This window comes from Halomonas sp. HK25 (assembly GCF_047795635.1).
Lineage (GTDB): Bacteria > Pseudomonadota > Gammaproteobacteria > Pseudomonadales > Halomonadaceae > Halomonas.
Genome location: NZ_CP181044.1, coordinates 2604469 through 2626028 on the forward strand (window position 1 = coordinate 2604469; position 21560 = coordinate 2626028).

20 protein-coding genes are annotated in these 21560 nt (G+C 66.5%); 12 read left to right on the forward strand and 8 right to left on the reverse strand.

Features of this window, described 5'->3' with window-relative positions; all coding sequences use genetic code 11:
• Window positions 1-990 carry a universal stress protein gene (locus tag ACM26W_RS12410; RefSeq protein WP_416137301.1) on the reverse strand — a complete coding sequence of 330 codons (990 nt, stop codon included), beginning with the start codon at window positions 988-990 and terminating at the stop codon, window positions 1-3.
• A gap of 402 nt (window positions 991-1392) precedes the next feature.
• Window positions 1393-3219, reverse strand: a complete 1827-nt coding sequence (locus ACM26W_RS12415; protein ID WP_416137302.1) for an acyl-CoA dehydrogenase C-terminal domain-containing protein — start codon at window positions 3217-3219, stop codon at window positions 1393-1395.
• A 409-nt stretch (window positions 3220-3628) separates the two neighbouring features.
• Between ACM26W_RS12415 and ACM26W_RS12420 the strand changes: the two genes are divergently transcribed.
• Window positions 3629-5266 (forward strand): hypothetical protein, encoded by a 1638-nt coding sequence (locus ACM26W_RS12420; RefSeq protein ID WP_416137303.1) that lies wholly within the window; start codon window positions 3629-3631, stop codon window positions 5264-5266.
• Between the two features lie 54 nt (window positions 5267-5320).
• Here the strand turns inward: ACM26W_RS12420 and ACM26W_RS12425 are convergent, their stop codons facing one another.
• The 3 genes from ACM26W_RS12425 to ACM26W_RS12435 form a co-directional block, all read right to left on the reverse strand.
• Window positions 5321-6103, reverse strand: a complete 783-nt coding sequence (locus tag ACM26W_RS12425; RefSeq protein ID WP_416137304.1) for an SDR family NAD(P)-dependent oxidoreductase — start codon at window positions 6101-6103, stop codon at window positions 5321-5323.
• A gap of 16 nt (window positions 6104-6119) precedes the next feature.
• Window positions 6120-7778: an AMP-binding protein gene (locus ACM26W_RS12430; RefSeq protein ID WP_416137305.1), complete on the reverse strand. Its 1659-nt coding sequence runs from the start codon at window positions 7776-7778 to the stop codon at window positions 6120-6122.
• A gap of 467 nt (window positions 7779-8245) precedes the next feature.
• Window positions 8246-8815 (reverse strand): TetR/AcrR family transcriptional regulator, encoded by a 570-nt coding sequence (locus tag ACM26W_RS12435; protein ID WP_416137306.1) that lies wholly within the window; start codon window positions 8813-8815, stop codon window positions 8246-8248.
• 170 nt (window positions 8816-8985) lie between these two features.
• On the opposite strand from ACM26W_RS12435, the gene ACM26W_RS12440 reads away from it, so the two are divergent.
• A complete protein-coding gene (locus tag ACM26W_RS12440; protein ID WP_416137307.1) occupies window positions 8986-10173 on the forward strand; it encodes an acetyl-CoA C-acyltransferase in 1188 nt (395 codons plus the stop codon).
• Window positions 10174-10229: 56 nt separating this feature from the next.
• Here the strand turns inward: ACM26W_RS12440 and ACM26W_RS12445 are convergent, their stop codons facing one another.
• The gene (locus ACM26W_RS12445) at window positions 10230-11033 is read right to left on the reverse strand and encodes an ABC transporter permease (RefSeq protein WP_416137308.1); all 804 of its coding nucleotides are present in this window, start codon (window positions 11031-11033) and stop codon (window positions 10230-10232) included.
• Window positions 11024-11647 carry an ATP-binding cassette domain-containing protein gene (locus ACM26W_RS12450; RefSeq protein ID WP_416137309.1) on the reverse strand — a complete coding sequence of 208 codons (624 nt, stop codon included), beginning with the start codon at window positions 11645-11647 and terminating at the stop codon, window positions 11024-11026. The genes ACM26W_RS12445 and ACM26W_RS12450 overlap by 10 nt, the downstream gene beginning before the upstream one ends.
• Before the next feature lie 120 nt (window positions 11648-11767).
• Here ACM26W_RS12450 and ACM26W_RS12455 point away from each other — a divergent pair, with 120 nt between their 5' ends.
• From ACM26W_RS12455 to ACM26W_RS12500, 10 genes are all read left to right on the forward strand, one after another.
• A complete protein-coding gene (locus ACM26W_RS12455; RefSeq protein WP_416137310.1) occupies window positions 11768-12418 on the forward strand; it encodes an NADPH-dependent FMN reductase in 651 nt (216 codons plus the stop codon).
• 147 nt (window positions 12419-12565) lie between these two features.
• Window positions 12566-13057, forward strand: a complete 492-nt coding sequence (locus tag ACM26W_RS12460; protein WP_416137311.1) for an arsenate reductase ArsC — start codon at window positions 12566-12568, stop codon at window positions 13055-13057.
• Between the two features lie 13 nt (window positions 13058-13070).
• Window positions 13071-14171, forward strand: a complete 1101-nt coding sequence (arsB, locus tag ACM26W_RS12465) for an ACR3 family arsenite efflux transporter (RefSeq protein ID WP_416137312.1) — start codon at window positions 13071-13073, stop codon at window positions 14169-14171.
• 3 nt (window positions 14172-14174) lie between these two features.
• Entirely contained in the window at window positions 14175-14468 is a 294-nt protein-coding gene (locus tag ACM26W_RS12470) for a CC/Se motif family (seleno)protein (protein ID WP_416137313.1), read from the forward strand.
• Window positions 14469-14472: 4 nt separating this feature from the next.
• Window positions 14473-15279 carry a universal stress protein gene (locus ACM26W_RS12475; protein WP_416137314.1) on the forward strand — a complete coding sequence of 269 codons (807 nt, stop codon included), beginning with the start codon at window positions 14473-14475 and terminating at the stop codon, window positions 15277-15279.
• A gap of 146 nt (window positions 15280-15425) precedes the next feature.
• Window positions 15426-16454: a potassium channel family protein gene (locus tag ACM26W_RS12480; RefSeq protein ID WP_416137315.1), complete on the forward strand. Its 1029-nt coding sequence runs from the start codon at window positions 15426-15428 to the stop codon at window positions 16452-16454.
• A 182-nt stretch (window positions 16455-16636) separates the two neighbouring features.
• Window positions 16637-17836: an MFS transporter gene (locus tag ACM26W_RS12485; protein ID WP_416137316.1), complete on the forward strand. Its 1200-nt coding sequence runs from the start codon at window positions 16637-16639 to the stop codon at window positions 17834-17836.
• 106 nt (window positions 17837-17942) lie between these two features.
• Window positions 17943-19130 carry a thiolase family protein gene (locus tag ACM26W_RS12490; protein WP_416137317.1) on the forward strand — a complete coding sequence of 396 codons (1188 nt, stop codon included), beginning with the start codon at window positions 17943-17945 and terminating at the stop codon, window positions 19128-19130.
• A 147-nt stretch (window positions 19131-19277) separates the two neighbouring features.
• A complete protein-coding gene (locus tag ACM26W_RS12495; protein ID WP_416137318.1) occupies window positions 19278-20627 on the forward strand; it encodes a permease in 1350 nt (449 codons plus the stop codon).
• Window positions 20628-20713: 86 nt separating this feature from the next.
• Window positions 20714-20947, forward strand: a complete 234-nt coding sequence (locus ACM26W_RS12500) for an MTH895/ArsE family thioredoxin-like protein (protein ID WP_416137319.1) — start codon at window positions 20714-20716, stop codon at window positions 20945-20947.
• Window positions 20948-20977: 30 nt separating this feature from the next.
• Here the strand turns inward: ACM26W_RS12500 and ACM26W_RS12505 are convergent, their stop codons facing one another.
• Window positions 20978-21421: a hypothetical protein gene (locus tag ACM26W_RS12505; protein ID WP_416137320.1), complete on the reverse strand. Its 444-nt coding sequence runs from the start codon at window positions 21419-21421 to the stop codon at window positions 20978-20980.
• Between the last annotated feature and the right edge of the window lie 139 nt (window positions 21422-21560).

Here is a 21560-nt window from a genome sequence, read left to right on the forward strand (position 1 = left end):
CTACCACTCGAACGCAGAACCGACAGTGCGGGAGGAACCCGGTGCACCATCGCTCTCGATCTGTGGCAGGTGGGCGGGCCATGTCACCAGAATCGGAACGGGACTATGCTCCGCCAGATAGGCCACGACATTGCCATAGGGCAGATCGCTGATGTGGGTTCGGCCATGTCCCCATGCAGAAAGCACTATCAGATCGAAGGCGTCATCGCGCATGACCTCGTCGAGACCGCTGCGGGCGTCGTCGCCAAGCAGCGGCAGCGTGTGAACCTTCAAGCCCTGATCGATGAGCTCTTCACCCATCCGCTGCAGGTAGTCGCGCGCAATGCTTTGGTCGCGTTTCACGAAACGCTGTCGCAGGTCGATGTCTTCCGGTTCGAACGGCAACGCCGATGTCGATTCCGGTGGTATGGTGACATGGACCAGCACCAGTTCGGCGCCGGTGGCATGGGCCAGACGCTGAGCAGTAGGCAGCGCGCTTTCCGACCAGCAGGAACCATCGAGCGGAACAAGGATGCGCTGGTAATTCGGCGCTTCGTTGCTCGAGTCGGGCAGGGGCACGAGTAGCACTCGTCCCTCACCGCGCTCCAGGACCTTGCGCACATTGGCACTCAGGCTGGAGTGCCCGCAGAGATAATGCATTCCCATCACCACGAGGGCGGCCTTCTGCATCCTAGCCACACGGCAAATCTCGTCGCCCGGCACGCCCTCGAGCAGGACCAGATGGGGGACCGTTGTCAGCCATGTACTGGCAGAGAGTCGCTCCAGGGCCGAGCGCGCCTCATGTCTACGAATCGCCCAGTCCACCGGATCCGGCGGGCCGTTGGCCTCCGGCGCCGGGCCAATCACCCGCAGAAGAGTCAGTGGTATCCGAAATGCACGCGCCATCGCATCGGCATGCACCAACACCCGGAGGGCATCGAGGGAGGTGTCGACGAAGGCCAGCACGGTTCGATCAGCGGTGAAGGGTTCTGACGCGGCTTCAGAGGTCATGCTGGTTCGCCCGCGAGGAGCCACGATTCCCGGGACATCATCGAGTCCTGTCATGGGTGGCGAACGCTTGGATGTAGTCATGTCGAGCACTCTCACGAAACGGTGTGGCGGGTAACGATACCCACGTTCCTTGTGCCCTTTGCCAAGCAGTCCTCTCCCCAGTCGAAGTCAATCACTGATCTAGCTGTACAGGCTGCCGGGAAAGGCCGTAGTGGCCCCGTAAAACGAGTCCAAACCAGTGTAGTCGATTCTCGTCGACGCGACCGCGGCCTGCTTAAGGCCGGACATGAAAAAGATGTCCTGCTCCTGGCCATGGGTGACATGGCCAGGAAAAAAGGCGGCGGGGATGTCCCCGCCGCCAACCACCGATCGTTACCGACCGAGAGAGTGATGGATATCGAATCAGATCTCGAAGCCCAGGCCGAAGTCCTCGGCGCTGATCGCCATCAGTGATTCGGCGCCGGCCTCGATGGCCCCCTTGTGGGCGCGGGTGCGCGGCAGCAGGCGCTGGAAGAAGAAGCGTGCGGTGTCGAGCTTGGCGCGGTAGAAGGCGGCCTCCTCGGTGCCCTCGGCCAGGGCGGCGTGGGCCTGCCTGGCGGCGCGGGCGAACAGGTAGGCCAGGGTCACGTAGCCCGAGTACATCAGGTAGTCGACGCTGGCCGCCCCGACCTCCTCGCGGTCGGACATGGCCTTCATGCCGATGGCCATGGTCAGCTCGCCCCACTCGGCGTTGAGCTTGGCCAGCGGGCGAGTGAACTCGGCGAGCTCACCGTTACCTTCCTCGGCCTGACAGAACTTGTGGATCTCCCTGGTGAAGACCTTGAGGCTCTCACCCTGGCTCATCAGCACCTTGCGGCCGAGCAGGTCGAGGGCCTGGATGCCGGTGGTGCCTTCGTAGAGGCGGGTGATGCGCGCATCGCGCACCAGCTGCTCCATGCCCCACTCCTGGATGAAGCCGTGGCCGCCGAACACCTGCACCCCTTCATTGGTCGCCTCGAAGCCCACCTCGGTGAGGAACGCCTTGACGATGGGGGTGAGCAGGCCCAGCAGGGTCTCGGCCTGCTGCTTCTCGGCGGCATCAGAGCCGTGCTCGACGATGTCGATCATCTGCGCGGTGTAGAGCGTCAGCATCCGGCCGCCCTCGGCGAAGGCCTTCTGGGTCAGCAGCATGCGGCGCACATCCGGATGGACGATGATCGGGTCGGCGGCCTTCTCCGGCGCCTTGGCGCCCGAGAGCGCCCGCATCTGCAGGCGGTCGCGGGCATAGGCCAGGGCGTTCTGGAAGCTCGCCTCGGTGAGGCCCAGGCCCTGGATGCCGACGCCGATGCGGGCGGCGTTCATCATGGTGAACATGCAGGCCAAGCCCTTGTTGGGCGCGCCCACCAGGAAGCCTTTCGCTGAATCGAAGTTCATCACGCAGGTGGCGTTGCCGTGGATGCCCATCTTGTGCTCCAGCGAGCCGCACACCACGCCGTTGCGCTCGCCCGGCTCACCCGCCTCATTCGGCAAGTGCTTATTCGGTAAGAACTTGGGCACCACGAAGAGCGAGATGCCCTTGGAACCTTCGGGGGCGTCGGGCAGCTTGGCCAGCACCAGGTGGACGATGTTCTCGGCCAGGTCGTGCTCGCCGGCGGAGATGAATATCTTGGTACCGGTGATGTCGAAGGCGCCGTCATCGGTGGGCACGGCACGGGTCCTGATCAGGCCGAGGTCGGTGCCGCAGTGGGGCTCGGTGAGGCACATGGTGCCGGTCCAGGTGCCCTCGACCAGCTTGGTCAGGTAGGTAGCCTTCTGCTCATCGGTGCCGTGGTGGCGCAGGGCGTCGGCGGCGCCGTGGGAGAGCCCCGGGTACATGCCCCAGGCCAGGTTGGTGGAGCAGATCATCTCGTTGAGGACCATGGCCAGCGAGTGCGGCAGGCCCTGGCCGCCATGCTCGGGGTCGGCGGCCAGGCTCGGCCAGCCGCCTTCCACGAACTGGGCGTAGGCCTCCTTGAAGCCCTTCGGCGCCTTCACGTCGCCGCCCTCCAGCAGGCAGCCCTCGCGATCACCGCTCTGGTTCAGCGGCAGCAGCACCTCGCGGGCGAAGCGCGCGCCCTCCTCCAGGATGGCACCGACCACATCGGGCGAGGCATCCTCGCCGCCGGGCAGGCGGGCGTAGTGGGCGGGATAGCCCAGCATCTCGTCCATCACGAAGCGGATATCGCGCAGGGGGGCCTGATAGTCGGGCATCTAAACTCTCCATTTTCGTGGCTGCCAGTTCCACCGCCGGGGCCATGGGGGCGCCGAGTCATTAGGACGCGAAGGCGGCGGCTAATTTCAAACACGTGTTTGAAATTAGCCGCCGCCGCCTCGAGAGTCAAGCGCTCGTTTAATTTCAGGCCGCACCGCAGAATGCGACTTTGGTGGAGACTGAGTCCGAATCAGAAGGCCAAGCCCCTTCCACTAGACTAAAGTCCAACCAATGACGGGGGCTAGGCATGATACGGCTCATGGTGACCCGCAAGCGGATCGCGTACCCCTCGGCCGGCCGGCAAGACGATCTACGGGGCCGGCATGGGCTCCTCGGACAACGCCGGCTTTCGCGACGTCGCCGTGCCGGCCTCCCTGTCGCAACGACAGTGTCAGGAGGAGCGTCTCGATGAATGACTACAACCTGGGAAACTACTCCCGGTCAGTCACCACCACCTCGGATCAGGCGCAACGCTGGTTCGATCAGGGACTGATCTGGCTCTACGGCTTCAACCACGAAGCGGCCATCGACTGCTTTCGCCGGGCGCTCGAGGCCGACCCGGGCTGCGCGATCGCACAGTGGGGCATCGTCCATGCGGCCGGCCCCAACTATAACCGGCAGTGGGAGACCTTCGAGCCGGAAGAGAAGCACGAGGCGATGGCGCTCGCGCGTCCGGCGGCGAAGGCGGCCGCGTCACTCGCCGAGCGGGTGTCGCCGGTGGAGCGCGCGCTGATCCAGGCGGTGCAGCACCGCGCACCCGCGGAGACGGTCGAGGATTTCGGCCCCTGCCTCGACGGCTACGCCGATGCCATGCGCGATGCCTATCGCGCCCACCCCGACGATCTCGATGTCACGGCGCTCTTTGCCGAGGCCCTGCTGAACCGCACCCCCTGGCAGCTCTGGGACCTGCCCACCGGCGAGCCCGCTAAAGGCGCGGACACGCTGGAGGCGAAGGCGGTCCTCGAACGGGCCTTTGGTGAAATCGAGGGGGCCTGGGACCATCCGGGGCTGCTGCACCTGTACATCCACCTGATGGAGATGTCGCCGCATCCCGAACTGGCGCTGCGCCACGGTGACCGCCTCTGCACCCTGGTGCCCGATGCGGGCCACCTGATCCACATGGCGACCCATATCGATGTGCTATGCGGGGACTATCATAACGTGGTCAGCCGCAACACCCTGGCGATCGCCGCGGACCGCCGCTTCCTCGATCGGGAGGGAGCGGAGAATTTCTACACGGTGTATCGCTGCCACAACTACCACTTCACGATCTACGGCGCGATGTTCCTCGCCCAGCCGACCCCGGCGCTGGAGGCGGCGGACGAGCTGGTCGCGACGCTGCCCGAATCCCTGCTGCGCCAGATGGCCGACTGGTTCGAGGCCTTCGTGCCCATGAAGCAGCATGTGCTGATCCGCTTCGGGAGGTGGGAAACCATACTGGCCCAGCCGCTGCCGGAGGATGTCGCGCTCTATGCCACCACCCTGGCGATGATGCGCTACGCCCGAACGGTGGCGCTGGCCAATATCGGTGACATCGCCGAGGCCGAGGCGGAGCGGGACAGGTTCTTTGCCGCCCAGGCGGCGGTGCCCCAAAGCCGCCTGCTGTTCAACAACACGGCCGAGGACATCCTGAAGGTGGCCGAGCAGATGATGCTGGGCGAGCTGGCATACCACAGCGGCCACCATGATGCAGCCTTCGCGCATCTCTACCGGGCCGTCGAACTCGACGACACCCTGCCCTACGACGAGCCCTGGGCCTGGATGCAGCCGACCCGGCACGCGCTGGGGGCGCTGTTGCTGGACCAGGGGCGACTGGACGAGGCGGAAGCGGTCTACCGTGCCGACCTGGGCCTCGACGACACCCTGAGCCGCGCCTGCCAGCACCCGCAGAACATCTGGAGCCTGCACGGGCTGTATGAGTGCCTCACCCGGCGCGGCGAAACGCTGGAGGCGCGGCACATCAAGGGCCAGCTGGAACGCGCAGCGGCCCGCGCCGAGGTTCCGGTGCGGGCCTCCTGCTACTGTCGCCGCCGGGTGGCGGCCTGACCGCCCCCCCACATGAGCCCCTCGCCCCTCGCTCCTTACCCCCGCCCGAAGGGCCTACTGCATGCGAATCCCGCCGTCGAGACGTATCACTTCACCGTTGAGCATGGGGTTGGTGATGATCTGCTCGGCCAGGCGGGCGAACTCGTCGGGCCGGCCGAGCCGCTTGGGGAACGGCACTGCCGCCGCCAGGGCCTGGGCGGCCTCGTCGGGGATCTCGCTCATCATCGGCGTCTCGAACACGCCGGGGGCGATGGCCATCACCCGCACCCCGTGGCGCGAGAGCTCCCGGGCCGCCGGCAGGCTCATGCCCACCACGCCGGCCTTGGAGGCGCTGTAGGCGCACTGCCCCACCTGGCCGTCCATGGCGGCGATGGAGGCGGTGTTGATGATCACCCCGCGCTCGCCGTCCTCGCCGGGAGCGTTGCCCGCCATGGCGGCGGCGGCCAGGCGCATGACATTGAAGGTGCCCACCAGGTTAATGTTGATGGTCCGCGCGTAGGCGTCGAGGTCGGCGGGGTTGCCCTCGCGGTCGACCAGCTTGGCCACGCTGACCACGCCGGCGCAGTGCACGACTCCCGCAAGACCAAGGCCGGCCAGTCCCCGGCCTTCGCTGAGTTCGAGGGCGGCGTCCACGGCGGCCTGGATGTCGTCGCCTGAGGTGACATCGCCGCGCACCGCCCGGGCGGCGTCGCCCAGGCGCTCGGCGTGGGCCTGGACGGCGTCGCTCAGGTCGCAGAGCACAACCCGGCCGCCCGCGGCGACCAGGCGCTCGGCGGTGGCCGCCCCCAACCCGGAGGCGGCGCCGGTGATCAAGAAGGTGTTGTCCTTGACTTGCATAGGGGAGTCCCTGGAGTTAGCTGGCTTTTTCGACGGCATCGGCGCGCAGCTTGAAGCGCTGGATCTTGCCGCTGGGGGTCTTGGGCAGTTCGTCGACGAATTCGATCACCCGCGGGAAGGCGTGGGTGGAGAGTCGCTCGCGCACCTGCTTGCGGATCTCCTCGGCCAGTTCGTCGCTTGCCTCGAAGCCCTCGCGCAGCACCACGTAGGACTTGATGATCTCGCCGCGGATCTCGTCGGGCTGGCCCACGGCGGCGGATTCGGCCACCGCCGGGTGGGTCATCACGCTGTTCTCCACGTCGGTGGGCCCGACGCGATAGCCGGCGGTCGTGATGATGTCATCGTCGCGGCCGGCAAACTGGAAGGTGCCGTCCTCGTTCCTGATCACCACGTCGCCGGTCAGGTAGTAGCCCTCGGCGAAGGGGTGCTTCTCCTGCCAGGTGTAGCCGGGGAAGAAGTGCGCCGGGGAGTTCTCGATGTCCACCGCCAGCACGCCGGGCTCGCCCGGGGGCAGCTCGTTGTACTCGGCGTCGAGAATCGCCAGACGGTAGCCGGGCATCGGCACGCCCATGGCACCGACGTGCTTGGGATGACCCAGGGCATGGTGGTTGTTGCAGGTCATGCCGGTCTCGGTCTGGCCGTAGTGGTCCATCACCGGGCAGCCCAGGGAGCGTTCCACCCAGGTCACCACCTCGGTGTTGAGCGGCTCGCCGGCGGAGCTCGCCGCGCGCAGCTCGAGGGTCTCGTGGGCGTTGTCGAACAGGCCGGAGGCCTTCATCAGGCGATAGGCGGTGGGCGCGGCGGCGAAGTTGGTGATGCGGTGGCGCTTCATGAAGGCCAGGGCCCCCTCGGCGCTGAAACCCGCCTCGCAGAAGTGGGTGGTCACGCCCAGCAGCAGCGGCCCGGCGATGGCGTAGTAGAGGCCATAGGCCCAGCCCGGGTCGGCCATGTTCCAGAAGCGGTCGGTCTCGCGCAGATCGACGGCCAGCTCCATGTAGAGGGCGAAGGCGGTCATGGCGGAGAGCGGCACCGCCACCCCCTTGGGCTTGCCCACGGTGCCGGAGGTGAACATCTGCAGGAAGGGCGCGTCTCGGGAGAGGCGCGGCGGGTTGGCCTCGATCGGCGAGTGGGCCAGCGCATCGGCCCAGTCCAGATCGCCGGCGTGGTCAGCATCGGGGCCGCCCAGGCTCAGCACCGGCGGACACTGGGACAGGCCGTCGAACTTGAAGCGGTTGGCGTGATCGGTGATCACCAGCCTGGTGTCGGCGCGCCCCAGGCGATAGTCCACGGCGTCCGGGCCGAAGGCGGTGAACAGCGGCTGGTAGACGGCGCCGATGCGCCAGGTGGCCAGCACCGCCACCAACAGCTGCGGGGAGCGCGGCAGCATGCAGGCGATGCGGTCGCCCACGCCCAGGCCGCGCTCGGCGAACCAGCCGGCGAGCTTCGCACTCTCGGCCTCGAGCTCGGCGTAGCTCAGGGTGTTCACCTGGCCCTGGGTGTCCTCGTGGACCAGCGCCAGCACCTCGCCGCGGCCGGCGCGCAGGTGACGGCCGCAGGTGGATTCGAAGGCGTTGGCCTTGCCGTCACGGTGATCGTCCAGGCGGGCGATCATGTCATCGACAGAGAAGGTGTCCAGGTAGGTCCGGTAATCGGGAAGGTTCGCTGGCGTGCTCATGGCAGTCCTCATCTGGCGGTTTGTGGTTGTTGTAGGCTCTCTGGATAGATTCAGTTAACGTAAGCGTCAACCTATCAAGCGCTAGGTCCAAGCTAGCGACTCCGCGCGAACAGGGCAAGGCCGGGAGCGAGAGGAACGACTAGACCATGGTCGAGCGAGCCGCCGGGAAGCGGCTCGGGGATGGAACGGGGCGGGAAGCAGTGCGAGCGAGAAGTGCAAAAAAAAGGTTCTTCGCAGACTGGCGTGAATCTCAGTTGAGGCTGAGCACTTTTAGTGGGAGCTGGGCTTTCCCGCGGTTCGACGCTTCGACGAATGGAGACCGAAGGGCTCCTGGGTAATTGCAGTAACGCCAGCCACGCCGCTGGGGCGCCTGCGGCGCCATTCGCCCGGCGGAGCCGATCTCCCACCAGTCGCCTCAAGCGCCGTGAAGGCTAGAGGGAAAACATAGGATAACTGTAAAGAGGCGCTCAGCCGGAACGGCAGGTAATCATGGCCACCAGCTCGTCGGCCAGGTCATCGGGGGTGCGCGGGCCCGCCGGGTCGTACCAGCGCACCGTCCAGTTCAGCGCTCCCATCACGAAGCGCGACACCAGGAAGCGGTCGCCGTGAATCAGCCCCTCGGCCAGGGCCTCGTCGATCACCTGCTCCCACAGCTCCTCGTAGGCGTCGCGCAGATGGCTCAAGTGAGCGCGGGCCTCGGGGTCAAGCCGGCGCCAATCATAGAGGGCGACCACATGGGCGCTGCGGTCGGTGAGCAGGGTCTCGAGGTGGGCGCGAGCCATGGCATGCAACCGTGCCGAGGCGCTGTTGTCGCAGCGGACAAGGGCGTCCCGGGCGATGACCAAAGCGTTCTGGGTCCCCTCCTCGATCACCGCCGCGAGGATCTCCTGCTTGTCGCGGAAGTGATGGAACAGACTGCCGGACTTGATGCCCATCTCCTGGGCCAGCATGCGCACCGTGGTGCGGTCGAAGCCCTCCTGGACGAACAGCTGGGCGGCCTGGCGGGTCAGTTCCTTGCGGCGCGGTGACTCATTCATTACATTCATCGACGTTTACACTAGCGCTTGCTTGGTTGACCCTGAGAAAACCACAGCGCCGCGTACGGGTCAACGCGTCGCGGACCAGCCCACGATCACGACTTACAATCACGACTTACAATCACAAAGCGGCTCCACCGGGAACCGCACGCCACATCGGGAGAACCACCATGAGCCAGTCCAACGATATCGTCTTCCTCTCCGCCGCCCGCACCCCCATGGGCGGGATGCTCGGCAGCCTGTCGAGCATGACCGCACCGGAACTCGGCGCCGTCGCCATCCGCGCCGCCATCGAACGCGCCGGCATCGACGCCGCCAGCATCGACGAGGGCATCCTGGGCTGCGTGCTGCCCGGCGGCGTCAAGCAGGGCCCGGCCCGCCAGGCCATGCGCCAGGCCGGCATTCCCGATGCCATCGGCGCCACCACCATCAACAAGCTGTGTGGCTCGGGCATGAAGGCCACCATGCTGGCCCACGATCTGATCCGCGCCGGCAGCGCCGAGGTGATGCTGGCCGGCGGCATGGAGTCCATGTCCAACGCGCCCCATGTGCTGACCAAGGCGCGTACCGGCTATCGCCTGGGCCACGGTGAGCTCAAGGACCATATGTTCCTGGACGGCCTGGAGGACGCCGAGACCGGCAAGCTGATGGGAGTGTTCGCCCAGGACGTCGCCACGGCCCGCGATTACAGCCGGGAGCGCCTGGACGACTTCGCCATCGCTTCGCTGGAGCGCGCCATGGCGGCCACCAACGCCGGCCACCTGGACGCCGAGATGGCACCGGTCACCGTCACCACCCGCCAGGGCGAGAACCTGGTGGACCACGATGAGCAGCCCTTCCAGGCCAAGCTGGACAAGATCCGCTCGCTGCGCCCCGCCTTCGCCAAGGAGGGCACCATCACCGCGGCCAACGCCAGCTCCATTTCCGACGGCGCCTCGGCGCTGATACTGGCCAGCGCCTCCGCCGCCGAGCGCCTGGGCGCCAAGCCCCTGGCCCGCATGCTGGGCCACAGCACTCACTCCCAGCACCCCAGCGAGTTCACCATCGCCCCGGTGGGTGCCATCGACAAGCTGATGAAGAAGCTCGACTGGAGCGTCACCGACGTCGATCTGTTCGAGATCAACGAGGCCTTCGCGGTGGTCACCCTGCTGGCCATGGACGGGCTCGACATCCCCCACGACAAGGTCAATGTCTACGGCGGCGCCTGCGCCCAGGGCCACCCCATCGGTTCCACCGGTTCACGGATCATCGCCACCCTGATCCACGCCCTGCGCACCAAGGGCGGCAAGCGTGGCATCGCCAGCCTGTGCATCGGCGGCGGCGAGGCCACCGCGGTGGCGGTCGAACTGATCGACTGATACGCCCTTCTCGCCACCCCATGGCGCTCGCTGCCACCCGAGGGCAGCGGGCGCCGTCATTTACGGGGCATGGCGAGGCGGTCGAGGCGCAGCCGCTCCCGGCCGTCGAACAGCCGCCGGCTGCCCGCGGCCACCGCCGCCAGGGTGCCGAAACCGGTGCCCAGGGTGATCGCAAACATGATCAGGATCTGATATTTCACCGCCAGCCCCGGGGCGGTGCCGGCCAGGATCTGGCCGGTCATCATGCCGGGCAGGCTGACCACTCCCGCGGCGGCCATGGCGTTGATCATCGGCATCAGCCCGCTGCGCATCGCCTCACGGCGGATGTCACCGATCGCCACCTGCCAGGGCTGGCCGAGCATCAGGCGGTTCTCGATTACCGCCCGCTGGCGCCAGGCGCTGTCGGTGAGGCGATCCAGCGCCAGGGCCACGCCGGTCATGGTGTTGCCGAGCAGCATCCCCAGCAGCGGGATGGCGTACTGGGGGCGGTACCAGGGGTCGGGACCGATGATCACGGTCAGGGCCAGCACGGTCACCGTGAACGAGGAGAGAAACATCGCCAGGGTGCCGATGCCGAAGGCCCAGCCACCGCTCAAGCGCCGTTTCTGACGCGCCATCACCTCCCGCCCGGCGATCAGCAGCATGGCCAGCGCCATCAGCACCACCCACAGCAGTCGCTCGGCGGCGAATAGCGCCTCCAACACCAGGCCGATCAGTCCCAGCTGGATCACCGTGCGCAACGCGGCGATCAGCAGGCTGCGGCTCATCCCCAGGCGCAGGGCCGCAGTACAGCCCGCAAGCCCCACCACCATCAGCGCGGCCAGCGCCAGCTGCCACCAGGCCAGCGGTATCACTTCCATCGAGACACCTCCTCGGCCTGGAGCTGGGTCCCGTGGATGTGCCAGTGGTGATCCGCCACCCGGGCGATCTGACCAGGGTCGTGGGCCACCCAGATCACCGGCCAGCCACGCTGACGGATTCGCCCCACCAGCCACGCCTCTACCCGGCGGGTGGTGGCGTCGTCGAGGTTGGCCGTGGGTTCATCGAGAAGCAGCGCCGAGGGCCCCTGGCCGAGGGCCCGCAGCAGCGCCAGGCGTTGCTTCTCACCCGAGGAGAGCCGGGATACCTGCCAGCCCAGCACGGCAGCCTCGAAGCCGAGCGCCGCCAGGTCCTCGGCAGCGGGCGGCGCAGGGAGATGCTCGCCGACGCTGTCCGCCCACCACTGGCTCTCCGCCGGTACCATCATCACCCGGGCGCGCCAGGCGTGGGCAGGCAACGACGCCTGGGCGACCTCCCCCAGCCACACCTCGCCGGCATGGGGCTCGAGGTCGGCCACGGCACGCAGCAGCCGGCTCTTGCCGGAACCGCTGGAGCCGGAGAGGCAGTGGATATCACCAGGAGGGACGGCCAGCGACACGTCCGAGAGGGTGCCGATGGCAACACCGTCGAGTCGCAGGGTCGGGCTTGTCGTCACGGGGCACCTCTACATCAGGAGGCTGCATGATAGCAGGCCGGGGGGCGCCATTGGCCGGGTAGGCGAGCAAAGCCTGCTAGGGTGTGTGGGACCACCATCCCGTCAAGAGGAGTCGTCGACATGTCCTATTATCTGGTCTTTCTCGGCTCGGCCCGGGAGAGCACACCGCCCTCTCCCGCCCGCCTCGGCCTGCGGGTGGCCCGGGCCTGCGTGCAGCTGCTGGAGGCCGATGGCGCCAGGGTGGAGCTGATCGACCCGCTGGAGTTCGACCTCGGCGCCGTCTTCAAGCCGCACTTCGCCCATGCCAAGGGCCGTGCACCCGAGGCGCTGGATGCCCTGGCGCAAAAGATCGCGGCCGCCGACGGCTTCGTGATGGTCAGCCCCGAGTACAACCACTCGATGAGCCCGGCGCTCGCGCACCTGCTCAACCACTTCGGCAGCTCGCTGTTCGCCTTCAAGCCCAGCGCCATCGTCACCTACTCCGCCGGCCAGTGGGGCGGCGCCCGGGCGGCGGTGTCCCTGCGCACCTTCCTCGCCGAGCTAGGCTGCCTGCCGGTGTCGGCGATGATCCACGTGCCCAAGGCCCAGGAGGCCCTCGAAGAGGACGGACGCTTCCGCGAGGATCCGGATCGATGGGTCGGCTATTTTGGACGCACTCTGGGTCAGCTCAGCTGGTGGGCCGAAGCCGCCGCCGGCCATCGAAAAGAACAGGACCCGAGCGAGGTCTCGCCGGCCTTCCAGCGCGCCCCGGACCAGCGCAACGCGCCGTGATCGAGCCCGCCCCCTCCTGCAAGGATCGGGGCCACACCCCTGCCCCTCGTGCCAGTGATGGCATTGAGCATATATGCGTTTCCATATATGCTGGGCGACACAACAGCCTGATACCCCGCCCCCGACGCCCGTCTCAAGGGAGACACCATGAACGTCCTGTTTCTGTGTACCGGCAACTCCTGCCGCTCCATCTACGCCGAGGCCGTGTTCAACTACCTGACCGAGACCCGGCACCACGCCTGGAGCGCTGGCAGCCATCCGGCCGGCGAGGTCAACCCGCTGACAATGATCTGGCTGGAGAAGGAAGGCATTCCCACCCGGGGTCTCGCCAGCAAGCCCTGGGATGGACTCGAACTGACGCCGGACGTGGTCATCACCGTCTGCGATGACGCCGCCGGCGAGGCCTGCCCGTTCTTCCTCGGCAAGGCCGTGCGCGTCCATTGGGGCGTTCCCGACCCCTCGAAAGCCAAGGGCAGCGAGGCAGAGATCGAAGCCGCCTTCGCCAGCGCCTTCAGCGCCCTGCGGCGGCGGATCAAGGCCATGGTGGCCCTGGCGCTGGATGAGCTCGACCCCGAGGCTCTCCGGCAGGCCCTGCAGGAGATCCACCATCTCGACCGCATCAACCCCCATGCCATCTGACAGGAGTCACCGCATGACCACTCAGCAAGATTCCCAGGCACCCAGCGTCTCCGAGGGCATGGGGCTATTCGAGCGCTTCCTTTCCCTCTGGGTCGCGCTGGCCATCGTCGCCGGCATCCTGCTTGGGCAGTTCGCCCCGGCGGTGCCCGAGACGCTGTCGCGCTTCGAATATGCCCAGGTCTCGATCCCGGTGGCGATCCTGATCTGGGCGATGATATTCCCGATGATGCTGCAGATCGACTTCACCTCGATCCTTGGCGTGCGCCGCCAGCCCAAGGGGCTGGTCATCACCACCACGGTGAACTGGCTGATCAAGCCCTTCACCATGTTCGCCATCGCCTGGTTCTTCCTGATGGTGGTATTCGCGCCGCTGATTCCCGCGGAGCGCGCCAGTGAGTATCTGGCCGGCGCCATCCTGCTGGGCGCCGCCCCCTGTACCGCCATGGTCTTCGTATGGAGCTACCTGACCCGAGGAGACGCCGCCTACACCCTGGTCCAGGTGGCGGTCAACGACCTGATCATGCTGTTCGCCTTCGCGCCCATCGTGGTCTTCCTGCTTGGCGTCTCCAATATCCAGGTGCCCTGGGACACGGTCATCCTGTCGGTAGTGCTCTACATCGTTATCCCGCTCGCCGCCGGTTACTTCACCCGCCAGGCCGTTATCAAGCGGCGCGGCATCGAGTGGTTCGACAACGTCTTCATGAAGAAGGTGGGGCCGATCACTCCCATCGGGCTGATCATCACCCTGGTGCTGCTGTTCGCCTTCCAGGGCGACGTGATCATCGCCAACCCGCTGCATATCGTGCTGATCGCCATTCCGCTGATCATCCAGACCTTTCTGATCTTCTTCATCGCCTACGGCTGGGCCAAGGCCTGGAAGGTGCCCCACAATGTCGCCGCTCCCGGGGCGATGATCGGCGCCAGCAACTTCTTCGAGCTGGCCGTGGCCGCCGCCATCGCCCTGTTCGGACTGCAGTCCGGCGCGGCGCTGGCCACGGTGGTGGGGGTGCTGGTGGAGGTGCCGCTGATGCTGGCGCTGGTGCGCATCGCCAACAACACCCGGCACCACTTCCCCGAGGCCGAGGCACCGGCCCCCGCCGAGGCCAAGGGCTGAATCATGGCCATCGAGGTCAGTGACCGCGCCCGGGAATGGCTGCGCAAGAAAGGCGGCGTGGCCACGGTGAGGCTTTCCCCTCGCCACGGGTGCTGCGGCGGCAGTGCCGATATCGCAGTGGCCGAGGCACGCACACCGGATGAACCCGGTCGCTACACACGCCTCGAGGTCGAGGGCGTGACGCTGCATATCGATCCGACGCTGGTCGATCAGGGCCTGAGACTCGACGTCGAGGGCTTCCTGGGCCTCAGGCGCCTCTTCGTCGAGGGCGCCTCCCCCACCCGCTCCAAGGAGTAACCCCATGTTCAAGCACATCCTGGTCGCCGTGGACTTCTCCCCCGCCTGGCCGCTGCTGCAGGCGCGCCTGAAGGCGTTGAGCGCCTGGGGCGCCGAGCGGGTGACGCTGATCTATGTGCTCAGCTCACGCTATCCCGCCACCCCCGAGGAGACCCATCGCCCCCACTACGAGGCCAAGCTGAAGGAGCTCGCCGGCGACCTGGCCGCCCCGGGGGTGACCCTCGATACCGAGGTGCGCAGCGGCGAGCCCGGCGCCGTGCTGACCGAGGCCGCGCGCGAACTGGGCGCCGATCTGCTGCTGATGGGCTGTCGCGGTCACAACCGCCTGCACGAGTTCTTCCTCGGCAGCACGGCCCTGGACGCCGCACGCCTCACCGACCGCCCGCTGTGGCTGGAGCCGGTGGCCGACGAGCTGACCGGCGCCGACTCCCGGCTGCTGGTGCTGGCCACCGACGGCTCCGACGCCGTGGCAGGCGCCGAGGCACAGGCCGTGACGCTCGCCCCGCACTTCCAGCGTCGCTTGGCGGTGACCGCCAGCTGTGCTTCCGAGGGCTGCTGCGAGCGGGAGATCGCCGATGCCGAGCGCCATCTGGACGGCATCGCTGAACGCATCGAGGAGCTCGAGACCCGGGTGCTGGACGGCGACCCGCGACGCGCCATCATCGAGGAGGCCAGGCGCGAGCACGCCGACCTGATCGTGATCGGCAAGCGTGGGCGCAATCGCATCCAGGAATTTCTGCTGGGCAGCACTGCCGAGGCCATCGCCCGCGACGCCCACTGCCCGGTGCTGGTGGTGCCCCAAGGTGCCTGACGCGGATCACCACGCCTCGGCAAGATCGAAGGGCGAATACCCCATGCCTGGTCGTCCCCCTTCTCAGGTGCTACGTTCAGGCTTAAGCACTGTATTACTGAAGTGCTCGCCAGGCGGGTAAGGATCGCTACCCGGAGGAGACAAGTATGCCCGCCTTCCTGCTATTGCTTTCCGGAATGGGTGTCCTGCTCCTGATGTTCTATGACCTCTGCAGGACAACCATATCCGTGGCCAGTGCGGGTCCCGTGACGGCTTGTTTGTCCCACGCACTGTGGCATCCGGCCAGAAGGATTCATGAAAAATTTGATACCCCCTGGCTACTCAAGACCATAGGGCCCTGCCTGGCGTTCCTTTTACTCGTGATGTGGGTCGCCCTCTCCTGGCTGGGATGGTGGCTGATCTTTTCCAGTCATTCCGGGGCCGTAGTGGAAAGCAATACCCGACTGATTGCCAGTCCTGTGGAGCTTGCATACTTCATCGGCTTTACCATTACTACCCTGGGGTATGGTGACTTCGTACCGTCTGACTCGACCTGGAAACTGGTCGCCATCCTTGCAGCCATCAACGGTTTTTCGGTGTTTACCCTGGCAGTGACGTACTGGCTCTCTATCGTTACCGCCGTCGTAAAAAAGCGTAGGCTGGCAAGTTCCATCGCTTTACTGGGACCAAGTCCTAACATCATCCTGAAGAGGAATCGAGGAGAAGGTGACTTTGACATTCTGGGAAGCCAAGTGGACAAGATCGTCGCCGAGCTCCTGGAGTTGGAGCAGCAGCAGCGAGCCTATCCCATCCTGCACTACTACCATGCCGACAGCGTCAGGGAAGCCCTTCCGGTTTCACTGGTCAGACTCTATCTCTCTCTGAAAATGGTCGTACACGCCAGCCCCACCCTTTCACCCTCATCTAGCTGCCTGATCCCGATGGGAATAGATGCCATGGAGGACTTCTTCCACAGCCTCGATATCAGGGGAGACAAGAGTCCTGACGTAAACCTCCAGGCCTACATGGAGAGTGGGTATAATATTTCCGATCTCGACACCCCCCTCTACAAGACCGCTCCCTGCTTGGATGACTTGCCGATGAAACCTATGCTGAGTGCATATCTGGCCAAGGAAGGGTGGAGATGGGAGCAGGTCTGGGGGCAACCTTTGAAGAACTCTTCCAACGTCAGGTGAAATGCCATCCCCGAGCTGCGGCGGCGAGCGCATGTCGTGCCACGCTCATCATGCCATCGAGAAATTTGCTGCCAATAGGATAACTGCGGCGGACTTCGCCTCCAGTGCCTGGCAAAGTACGACCGGCATCTGTCCCGACGCTGGCACTTGCCTCGCCATCGAGCGAGGGTGAACATGGCAGCATGATGACCGCTCTGCAACGCCATCCCCTGGCAATCATCGTCCTCGCCCAGCTCTGCGGCACCTCGCTGTGGTTCTCCGTCAACGGCGTGGGACTGTCGCTCTCCCGGGATCTGGGCTTTTCCGAGGCGGACCTGGGCCGCCTGACTCTCACCGTGCAGGCGGGTTTCATCGCCGGCACCCTGTTCATTGCCACCACTGGCCTGGCCGACCGCTTCCGTGCCAGCCATATCTTCGCCGCCGCCTGCCTGGCAGGCGCCCTGGCCAATGCCGGCTTTGTGCTGGTGGCCGACCAGATGACCCTGGCGATCACGCTGCGCCTGATGACGGGCTTCTGCCTGGCCGGCATCTATCCGCTGGGCATGAAGCTGGTGATCGGCTGGACACCCCGGCATACCGGTTCGGCACTGGCCTGGCTGGTGGGCATGCTGACCCTGGGCACCGCCCTGCCCCACCTGATGCGTGGCTTCACGCTGGGGCTGGCCTGGGAGTGGCCGTTGCTCGGTGCCTCGGCCCTGGCGCTGGCGGGGGGCGCCCTGATCCTGACGCTGGGCGACGGCCCCCACCTGCCACCGCCCGGCGGCAAGGCGCGCCTGCTCGACGGCCTGGCCGCCCTGCGTGACCGGCGCTTTCGTGCGGTGGCGGGCGGCTACTTCGGTCATTGCTGGGAACTCTATGCGCTCTGGACGCTGACCCCCTTTCTGGTTGCCAGGGAAGTGGCAAGACTCGGCGCCCCGGGGGCCTGGATTCCCTGGCTGTCGTTTACCATCATCGCCCTGGGACTGGCCGGCTGCGTGGGCGGCGGCAGTCTGAGCCGTCGCCTCGGCAGCCTGTGGGTGGCGCGACGGGCGCTGGCGGCCTCCGGACTGGTCTGCCTGGTCTACCCGCTGATGACCTGGTTACCGCCAGGGTTGCTGCTGGGCCTGCTGGGGCTGTGGGGGCTGACCGTGATCGCCGACTCACCACAGTTCTCGGCGCTGGCCGCGGCCAGCGCGCCGAGAGAGCGCGTGGGTTCGACCCTGGCGGTGATGAACGCCGTGGGGTTTGCCCTGACCATCCCGGCCATCTCGATCACTACCGCGCTCTGGGAACTGCAGGGTACCTGGGTACTGTGGTGGCTGCTGCCGGGACCCATTCTCGGCCTTTGGGTGTTGCGCCCCCTCTCGATACGAGATCCCGCGTCCCAGGGCAGCACACGTTGATGTGGCTCTTCACTGCTCCAAGGGGCATGTCAGGTGGGAATGTCCCAGGTGTGCTATACCGAGAGTCACGTCTTCGGAATCCTCCCCCTTACCGACACGAGGAATAATGATGTCATCTCGCGACGTCGTCATCTGCCATCCCGTTCGCACCGCCATCGGCACCTACGCCGGTAGCCTCAAGGACACCCCCGCCACAGATCTTGGCGCACGCGTCATTCAGGAAACCCTGTCTCGATCCGGCCTCTCCCCCGACAAGGTACAGTCGCTGATCATGGGCCACGTGATCCAGGCGGGCTGCCGCATGAACTCGGGCCGCCAGGCCGGCATCGCCGGCGGCCTGCCCGTGGAAGTGCCGGCGCTGACCATTAACCGCGTCTGCGGCTCCGGCGCCCAGGCCGTCGCCAATGCTGCCATGGAGATCTGGAGCGGCATGGCCGACTGCGCCATTGCCGGCGGCATGGAAAACATGGACCGCGCGCCCTATGTGCTGCCTCAGGGCCGCTGGGGTGCACGCATGGGCGATGTGACCATGCACGACACCATGCTGTTCGACGGCCTCAACGACGCCTTCAGCAACAAGCACGCCGGCTGGCACACCGAGGACCTGGTGAGTCGATACAACATCTCCCGGGACGACCAGGACGCCTGGGCCCTGCGTTCCCAGCTGAACTTCTCGAAGGCCCAGGAGGCCGGCCACTTCGACGCCGAGATCGCCGGCGTGGAGCTCACCAGCCGCAAGGGCACCACGACGTTCGCGCGCGATGAGCACAACCGCGGCGATACCACCGCCGAGTCTCTAGCCAGGCTCAAGCCGGCCTTCCGCAAGGAGGGCACCATCACGGCAGGCAATGCACCGGGGCTAAACAGCGGCGCGTCAGCGATGATCGTCGCCGAGCGCGAGTGGGCCGAGAAGCAGGGCCTCACGCCCATGGCCCGCCTGGTGGCCTTCGGCGTCGGCGCCGTGGAGCCGGACTACTTCGGCATCGGCCCGGTGCCGGCGGTGAAACAAGCGCTCGAGCGCGCCGGCTGGTCGGTGGGCGATCTTGATCGGGTGGAGATCAACGAGGCCTTTGCCGCCATTGCCCTGGCCTGTCAGCGCGAGCTCGGCCTGCCGGAAGAGATCGTCAACGTTGAGGGCGGCGCCATCGCCCACGGCCACCCCATCGGCGCCAGCGGCGCGGTACTGACCACCCGCCTGCTGCATGCCATGCAGCGCAACGGCGAGCGCCGCGGCATCGTCACCCTGTGCATCGGTGGCGGACAGGGCATCGCCCTGGCGCTGGAAACCCTCTAAGCCAATCCCGACCGATCCTTCACCCGCCTCAGCCCAAACTGCCGGGAACTTGATGAGCTTCAAGTTCCCGGCAGTTTGGTGTAGATAACATATGCATAAGCATATATTCTTATTGAAAACCCCTATCTGCACTACGCGAGGCGTCGCATGTCGGAATCCAAGCCAGCCGATCTCTCTTTCTCCGGTCGCCTGCTGAACCTGGCCAGGGAGAACCCCGACCAGGTGCGTTGGCTCGGTGCCGTAGTGGGTATCTTCCTATTGATCTACTTTCTGCCCGCCGGTACAGCACGCTTCGACAACGCGGTGCTGGAGGGCATCCGCCTGACCCACTGGTACGCTCAGGAGCACGTGATCCTTTGCCTGCTGCCGGCCTTCGTGATCGCCGGCGCCATGGCCGCCTACCTGAGCGAAGGCGCAGTCATGCGCTACCTGGGGCCCAACGCCTCGAAGCCGGTGGCCTTCGGTATGGCATCAATCTCCGGCACCCTGCTGGCGGTCTGCTCCTGCACCGTGCTGCCGCTGTTCGGCGGCATTTACCGGCGCGGCGCGGGGCTGGGACCGGCGGTGGCCTTCCTCTACTCGGGGCCGGCCATCAACGTCATGGCCATCGTGGTCACCGCCAAGGTGCTGGGCATGGAGCTGGGGATGGCCCGGGCCATCGGTGCCATCGTCTTCGCCGTGGTGATCGGGGTGATCATGCATCTGATCTACCGCCGCGAGGAGCAGGCGCGGGCCGTCGCCAACGGCCGCGGCTTCGAGGGGGAACTCTCCCGCCCCCTCGGGCAGATCGCGGCCTTCTTTGGCCTGATGGTGGGCATCCTGGTATTCGCCAACTGGGCCGCCGCGGACAGCCCCACCTGGATGGCCATCCACGGCTGGAAGTGGCATATCACCGCCGTTCTCTCCGGGCTCCTCGCCCTGCTGCTGATCCGCCGCTGGGGCTGGCCGCTGCGTCAGGTGGCGGTGCTGACCGGCGCCGTGGGGCTGGCCGCCTTCCTAGTGCCGAACGTGCCGGAATTGGCCTTCGCAGTGGGCATCATCGGCCTGATGCTGATCGCTACCCTGCGCGACGAGGACCGCGAGTGGGCCGAGCAGAGCTGGGACTTCACCAAGCAGATCATGCCGCTGCTGCTGGTCGGGGTCTTCGTGGCCGGCCTGCTGCTGGGCCGCCCGGGCGAGGAGGGGCTGATTCCCTCCGAGTGGGTGGTGCTGGCGGTAGGCGACAACGGCTTCCGCTCCACCTTCCTCGCCTCGCTGCTGGGCGGCTTCATGTACTTCTCCACGCTGACCGAGGTGCCCATCGTCCAGGGCCTGATCGGCAACGGCATGGGCAAGGGCCCGGCCCTGGCGCTGCTGCTGGCCGGGCCTGCGCTGTCGCTGCCCAACATGCTGGTGATCCGCACCATCATGGGCACCCAGAAGACCCTGGTCTACTGCACGCTGGTGGTGGTCATGGCGACCATCACCGGCTACATCTACGGTCAGTTCTGGCCTTGATCACTGACCATCGACCCTGACCATGAGCCACAGGGCCACGCGAGTCGCCTCCCGTGGCCTGCCCCCAACCCGCAAGGAGTGATGCCATGAAACTCAAGATCTACGGCAGCGGCTGCAAGAAGTGCCAGCAGCTCGCCGCCAATGCCGAGACCGCCACCCGCGCCCTGGGCGTCGGCTGCGAGATCGAGAAGGTCACCGACGTCAACGATATCGTCGACGCCGGCGTGTTGCGTACCCCGGCGCTGGGCGTCAACGGCGAGATCCTCGTCGAGGGCAAGGTGGCCAGCAGCGCGGAGCTCGAGAAGCTGCTCAAGCCCTGACGCCAAGGACAGACTCGGCGCCTGGCTGATTCAAGGCGCCGAGCCCGTCCCCTCCGTGCCGAATGCCTCGCTGAGCGAGCCCTGGTAGTGCCAGCCGTCCGGCACCCGTAGTTCGTGGCTGTGGCTGCCGGCGAGGCGGCAGATCGCCACGCTCGGCGGCGTGCCGCCGATGCCGATGTTCACCGTCTCGAAGGCCAGCCAATCACAGGGGGTGATCAGGCCGCGCTTCTGGTCGGCGAAGGCGATGTCCCTGAAGTCCCCCTCCCAGTCGAAGTGCAATCCCAGCGCCACCAGGCGCTCCGCCAGGCGGCGCACCTCGGCAGGGTCGAACAGGCTGACGCTGACCAACTCGTCGTCGGAGCAGACGCCCCGCTCGGGCAGGCTCTCGCCCAGGGCGTCCCAGCCGCCCGGGATGCGCGCTTCCACGGCCGCCGCCCGGATGATCACCGCCGTGGCTTCTACCAGTACCGCCATCTCTCTCTCCCGCCTCGCGCGTATGGTCTTCACGATCCTTCTCGCCGTCAGACCTCAAGAAATTGATCCAGAGCAATTGTTAACGCTTGGTGCCTGTCTCTTAGACTAATGGTCATGGCAGCGACTGGGGGGCTCTGCC